This window comes from Microcoleus sp. B9-D4 (genome assembly GCF_036705105.1).
Taxonomy (GTDB): domain Bacteria; phylum Cyanobacteriota; class Cyanobacteriia; order Cyanobacteriales; family Microcoleaceae; genus Microcoleus.
The window spans coordinates 1-6,725 of record NZ_JAUBTS010000124.1; the positions used below are offsets into that span (position 1 = coordinate 1).

Sequence of the window (6,725 nt, forward strand, 5' to 3'; positions counted from 1 at the left end):
TGCACCTGACAACAATCGGCCAGCTACTCTCGCCTGATTTGCTCTGGATGGTAATCTCGAACTCAAAGACGTTCATGGGTCATTTCCTCTCATTATCTCTCGCTCTCTATCTGGTCAGATCACAAATAATCTGTTTTTATTAACAATAATTATAACGTCAATATAAAAATGGTCTAACCTAATTATAAAAAAGCATAGGAACATAAAATCTTAAGTGGTCTTTTTACCCAACATAAATTAAACAAATTTTAAGCCCAAACCAAGCACAAACTGGCTTTGTCGATAGTAAATACGTCCATATTTTCTTGCACCCAGCGCACAAATCTATAAGATATAGCTGTTGTCAAAGCTGACAAAGCGGAGCGTAAATGTCTCTATAGCCTTTCTCAAATAAATGAGGTCTAATAACAGCAGTGGGTCAACCACAAGACAGAGGTCTGGTTCACCAAGAGAGTTCAAATGCGATTACCCAGAACCCTTCGCCAATGGTTTATATGTTCTCGTACTCTGACAACGAAGAATACCTTTAACCTTTGACCATCCATTTTGTGGAGGCAAAAAAATGAAGAATACGGGGGTAAAAATATTAATAGTCCCCCGCATTTTGAATGACTTGTTCTATTTCTTTACCCTTATGAATACTATGTATAGTTTTCCCTTACTACACAAGCACATTCTCAGAGTTTTGGAACGAGCTTTATGAGGATAAAAACCTCGAATGTGATTTTATCTATTCCGATTAATAAATTTACCGATTTCAGCACTTGCTTAATCGAAAATTTATTCCCTTGATACAAACGAGTTGAACATCACTTTAATCCAGGTAAACTCCACCCCTGCACCACCTTTGTAACAGCATCTCTGGTAGCCTCTGCTCCAAAACCCCAAGCCATCAGTGCAGAATAATCGTTCCAAGGATTATCTCCAAAAGTAGGTTTATCAACATAAAGTTGGCTAAAACCTGCTCCGGCTAAAAACATGATCGCAATTATGTAGCTAGTCACAGTAAAAACCTTCAAACGTACATTCGCACCCGACGCTTGCTCTTCCCAACTCACTAAGCTAGTAGAGGGTGCGGCTCCCAGTAAATTTATCATTATATCCCGGATTTGGACTCCTTTGGCGATCGCCCCCGTTACGTTTACCCCGAAATCGAGTTCTGTCGGATCTACCATATCTGCTTGCTGCGAAAGCAGTTCTGTAATTTCCGCGATCGCCCCTTCTACCTCATCCCTTAAATTAGCATCTTTTGTTAAATCAGCAGGCTGTAAGCTTTCTATCCGCTGTTCTAAATTCTGTATTTTAGGCTGCCAATTTTTTGCCTGTTCAACAGACAACTCCTCGCTCAAACTATAAAGTTGTTTTATCTTAGCTTGCAGTGAAAGGTAAGAATTCACTTGTTCAGCTAATCCTTGGAGGCGATCGCGCAATTGCACGGGACTGTCTAAATCGGGAGCGTCTCTTAGCGCATCTTCCAAACTGCGATGCACCGTCTGTACAAAAGGAATGCTCCGCTCTAGATCCTGTAACTGCTGCTTGATTTCATCAGAATAACCTAACTGTGCCAACCAATCAGCACGACCTTTGAGCCATTTACTCTCGACTAACTCTGCTTGCTGAACTGCATTTTTAGCCTCGTCCCAGCGTTCCCCTTGAAGCGCCATTTTTACATCAATTAAATGTCCTTCCACTCTCGCTTTAAATGCCTCAAATTTGATAAAATCTGCATCATCTTGCATTTGGATGCGAACTTGGCTAACTCGGACTAATATTTCATCGCGCGGTCTCCCTTGAGTCCGATAAATAGAAACACTGATGCCTAATGCTGACCCTACTAACAAGATGAGTAATGGTAAAAACCAATGGTCTTTCACTTTTATAGTTACAGGGATAACTTGCTCTCCATCTTGGTAACTCAACCACAGCTTTCCGTTAAATTCTCCACTTCTAATGACTTTATTCAGGTCAAACTTTACCAACGTCATCATGAGATTCTGGTTGGTTGAACTGACCGAAGGTTTTTCCACACTAATTGCCTGTGCCGGAAAAATACTATCCCCATCACTCCTATTCAAATCCAAGGGGATTAACTGCAAATTATTTATCGGCGTGTCAGTTTGCAGGACGATATTGCGAGTTGCAACAGTTCCACGCATCCCTGACACTGTGACTTGAGCAGGATCAGCCACAACTTTGCCTTGAGCATTAGCACTCATAGGTGCTAATAGCTCCAAACTTGCTACTAATAATCCAATTGTTACTAACTTCAAATTCAGGGAGGAGAAATTTTCCCAAATTTGGGCAATAAAACTTGGAAAAGAGGTGACAATTTCGGCGATTTGTATAATTATTTCTTTGAGTTTAACCATACCTAACTCCTTTTTTTGTATTTGTTAGCTAAACTTCTCTAATTGAGAATAAGCTTGAAAGCAAACGATATCCAATTTTTTTCACTATTCGCTGAATTTAGCCTGAGAGCGTGCCCGTAACTTAAAGATTCAAAATTTGCCTGTTTATATGGCAGATTACCATGCTTTGGCTCCGCTAACACACCCTAAAAATAAAGACTTTATGTAAGTCCTATATTCTTGATAAAGCTGACACTAGGTGCAAAAAAGTATTCACCGCCTTTCATTGTAACCCACAGGCTAAAGTCATATTGTTCGGTTTCCGATTCCCCCCACTTTTTCGGCCATTTCGGAGTTCCTATGGGTTGACCAGATGCCTTACCGCTAACCTGACCAATCAGCGGATCATGCCCCACATTGATTTGGCAGAATTTTTTTTGATTAGCCCATGCTGATTGCATAAAATTGAATTGATTTTCAATATCAGCTTGAAAGCACAAAAATAGCAATCCTGACCCTGTTTCAGGTTCTTTGGTAACGTCATCTTCTCCACAACTAAGACCACGACGAGCGATGCGATGCCGCCTTTCTAATTGTAAGGAATCTTCGTAACTAACCGAAGATTCTATACGTCCTGTATCTCCTCGCGGGTTACTTTTACGGAGGTGAGAGTGAAAAGGACACTTTGTTCCTTGTGTATCATCACTGTAATCGAAGTCGTTGAGGGTATCCAACGGTCGTATTGGGTTTGCATACAGAGGTTGATCTTTGAGAGTGAGTGGCGTTCCATCGAAGAACCGACCGACAACCATCGCACCAGCTAAATCGTCAGTTATATTTAGTTTGTTAGCTAGCTTTCGCTGGTCTTCACGAAATCCTTTGACATTTTGTTCGAGTTTGCGAAAGACTAAATAACTGCCGTAACTGTCTTCTGTCCTACCGTTGGGGTCTTTAACTAAGATCAGATCGAGAGAAGCTCTAGGGTCCCATTTGCTGAAGTCACAGCCCTTTTCTTTTGTTAGTTGAATTTCCAGTTTGAGAAATAAAGGTTGACTGATATTATCAACAAAGCCAAAATATTCAACAAATTGTCCTCGATAATTTTTGATGATAAAACCATCTTCTCGGTTAACAAATTCGGCGATTTGACGCATTTTTTGCATCACTTGGTTAACTATTTGTAGTAAGTATACTAAGCTATCATCTGCCATTATTACTAAGGCATGAATGTCGGATTGATACCCTAGTTCCCATTCCTTAAAAGATGGATCGCCTAACAAATTCTGAAGAGCATAATTTTTCATGCCGAAACGAAAAGGTTTATCGCTAGGGATTTTGGCGGGAGGAATTTGCAGATACTCATAACCCTTACGTGATAAAAAGAAGTTGCTAAATACACCGCCATTGATGCGAGCTTCTCTATACCGACGTGCGCTATCTGTCTGCTGGCTAGCAGATTTTACATACTTCTGGGCGAAATCTCGAATCCACTGCTTTGCCCTATCTGTTTGCTCTGGCTTGAATTGCAAAAACAGATACACGCTATAATCTCGTCCGTGAGAGTTGAGAATGTTGCCCTGTAAATCTTCAAGCACTTCTTTATATTTACCCGGATTATCTGGGTCAATACCTTCGCCATTGCCAGGTAGGCTTTGCAAATCTTCGTCTGTTAGTGTCATTGTATTGACTCCCTTATTCTATAGTTTAGACCGGACTATTGCTGCGGTGGTGATGTCGCAATAGATGACAAATATTGATGAGGTTTACGGCTTACGTAAAGAAACTTAATTTCTATGAAAAATTGTGGGTTTGGCAACATAAATCTATGAATAAATCGGCTTTCTAGCCTCGTCGCGCGTAAACTCTGATGTCTTTAAGCAGCAGCTTCTAGCTTCACCATCTTGGCGTGGGAAGGTTTGCCTACATCATTGAGGTAGAATATCATGTAGTACCCGGGCGGGTAAAGATGGGGGTTTGTTGGTGCTTTAAAGTCGATTTCAGACTGCTCCCCCAGAGCTATTTTTTCAATCGGCAACTCAACCAATCGCGGCCCAAAATCGAAAGAATGAGTTTCTGCACCCAGTTTGACCAAGACTAAAGAACCGTTTTGCGTAGCATCCTTGACTGATATCTTGTCCAATTGGCTATATTTGAGAATGCTAGGAGCTTCTACAATTTCAGGTCTAGAACCCGGTTTGAATAAATAGGGGGGACTAAAAATTTCAGCTTGCCAAATTTCAGCAGGTACAAAGGGCTCTGTGTCACCCTTAGCAAAATAACCTTGAGGAGATTTGTAATACTCTTCCAGACTAAACTCTTTAGCCTGACCTGATTTGTCAGTTAGCTCTGCTAGGATGAAGTTGTTTGCAGCATCTCGCCCGATGTCAACGTGAAGTGTTCCATCTTTTTCCCGTGCTACCCGGTTACCATTACCACCAATCGTTAAAACACGAGCATCTGGTAACAAGATAGCTCCATTATGATAAAGTCTGGGTAGTTTGGCTGAATTCATTGACTTGATGCTGTAGCCTCCTGGCTCCTGGGAATTAGGAGTCATGAGTACAGGCTCATAGATAGGCTTGTATTCTGGATATTCACCACCATTGGCTACTAAAATTTCCTTGCTGGGCAGAATCACTGCTTCCACATTGGCGCGAGGTTTTTCTAGAAACTTCTCTACATTTTCCCACTTGCCGTTCTTTTCTTTGCTTTGTTCGGGAGACACCCAACGCTGTAAACTAGAGGCAACTTTAGATCCTGGATAGTTATCTGTTTTACCTCCACGTCCAAAATTAATATCATTGGTACCAATCATCCCAGCGATTAGTAATACATCTTCAGAGTTGGGAACTTGAATGGCAGTTCCGTAAGCTTTAGAAGTTTCAAATCTTTCAGGCCCAACTTCAAAGCTGACAGATAATTTACCCGCTGCGTCTTCATGGAGGGACATTAAATAGCTTTTCTTGCTTTTACTTTGAACTAAAACATTAGCAATGCCAGCTTCATCCCCAGTAATCAAAAGTCTACCGTCAGCAGTTGGAAAAACTCTAGGATAGAGGTCAATGCTATCGTAACCATCAGCCCCTTCGATGTAGGTGTTGAAGGGACTGTTATCGATTGCTGTAAGATCGATGTAGTGAAACTTTCCAGTTTTAGGGTCGTAGATTTCAATACTGGGATTAATTTGGTTGGGGGCATTAATTTTTAGACCCGAAAAAATTACAATTTTGCCATCTGCTAAGGACACTAAAGTTGGATACCAACGCCCCTCTTTAAGTTTACCAGCAGGCGACCACTTGCCTGTTTGCCAATTATAAATATTGGCTTGCCTAGATCCTGTAAATCGTCCGCCAGGGTAATAGCGCCCTGTTCCACTAATAAAAAGGAGGTTGCCATCGGCTAGTTGCAAATGACCAGCACAAAATAAATCGTTGCTCTCCATATATTGCATTGCAGGTGGAGAAGCAATGCGCTCAAATTGCTTGGTTTTAGGATCGAAAAGGGAGGCATTGTTAATAGCATCATAGTCTCCTGAACCCACCCCTTCTATAAAGACATATTCCCCTTTGTCATTCTTAGTTAGGGTGTTCCGAAAGCTGCTGCAGTTAACGCTCAAAACCTTTCCATTGGGAAGGAGTACGGTATGAACAGACTGCATCCGGCTTTCTGGAGGAGCCATTGGGATGGTTTCCCATTCTCCCATTTCTTCTTTAGAACCGACTAGGGGAGATGCGATCGCCTGCTTCCATCCACAGATGGTAAAAGTTGCAGTTAAAATCAAAACAAGAAAAAGCGAGATAAGCGTAGTTCTTTTAATTGATTTGTTGAGTATCATAGTTGCCTTTTGTCGAATTTTCCTAAATCCTGAAAAACCTGCTTGATTTAGGAAACTTTAGTTCTATTTCCTGCTCAGTAATTTCATGCTCTCAGTGGCGCTCAATGTTGTATAACTGTTTTACTCAAACTTCTACAACATTGAGTGATTATTAATGGACTGGCAAGCCTGAAACCACGATATTTCAGAGGGCTTGTCACTCCCTCATAACCTAATTACTGATGTAGCGAACTAATGTAGTCTGTCAAGGTTTTGATGTTCTCTTCATAGGAAGATTCATCGTCCAACAAACTATGGCTACTATATACAACCAACTTGAATGGTAGCTCTCGTTCGCCCAAAAAAGTAACACATCTGTCCGGCTTAAATGTATCTGTCTTAGCCAGATCAGGAATGCAGTTGCGCCAACAGAAATAGAACTGTTTTACTCAAAGTTGTATAACAGTTCTATTTCTACTGTTTGGAGGCAGAAGTGTTGAATGATAGGAAAAGATTGCTAAAATTAGCCCAACAATGTATAATTGCAGAGTTATAAATTATTA

3 protein-coding genes are annotated in these 6,725 nt (G+C 41.0%); all 3 read right to left on the reverse strand.

The genetic code is table 11. The annotated features are described in order from the left end of the window. Window positions 1-809: 809 nt before the first annotated feature. Window positions 810-2,369, reverse strand: coding sequence for a hypothetical protein (locus QUB24_RS32670; RefSeq protein ID WP_333157707.1), 1,560 nt, complete (start codon window positions 2,367-2,369; stop codon window positions 810-812). A 200-nt stretch (window positions 2,370-2,569) separates the two neighbouring features. Further along, window positions 2,570-4,027, reverse strand: a complete 1,458-nt coding sequence (locus QUB24_RS32675; protein ID WP_333157708.1) for a peroxidase — start codon at window positions 4,025-4,027, stop codon at window positions 2,570-2,572. Between the two features lie 194 nt (window positions 4,028-4,221). Continuing rightward, complete coding sequence (locus QUB24_RS32680; protein WP_333157710.1) at window positions 4,222-6,129, reverse strand: galactose oxidase early set domain-containing protein; 1,908 nt, start codon at window positions 6,127-6,129, stop codon at window positions 4,222-4,224. Window positions 6,130-6,725 lie beyond the last annotated feature (596 nt).

Coding starts and splice junctions, on each gene's coding strand:
- QUB24_RS32670 (WP_333157707.1), bottom strand. CDS start 2,369: ATGGTTAAACTCAAAGAAATAATTATACAAATCGCCGAAATTGTCACC.
- QUB24_RS32675 (WP_333157708.1), bottom strand. CDS start 4,027: ATGACACTAACAGACGAAGATTTGCAAAGCCTACCTGGCAATGGCGAA.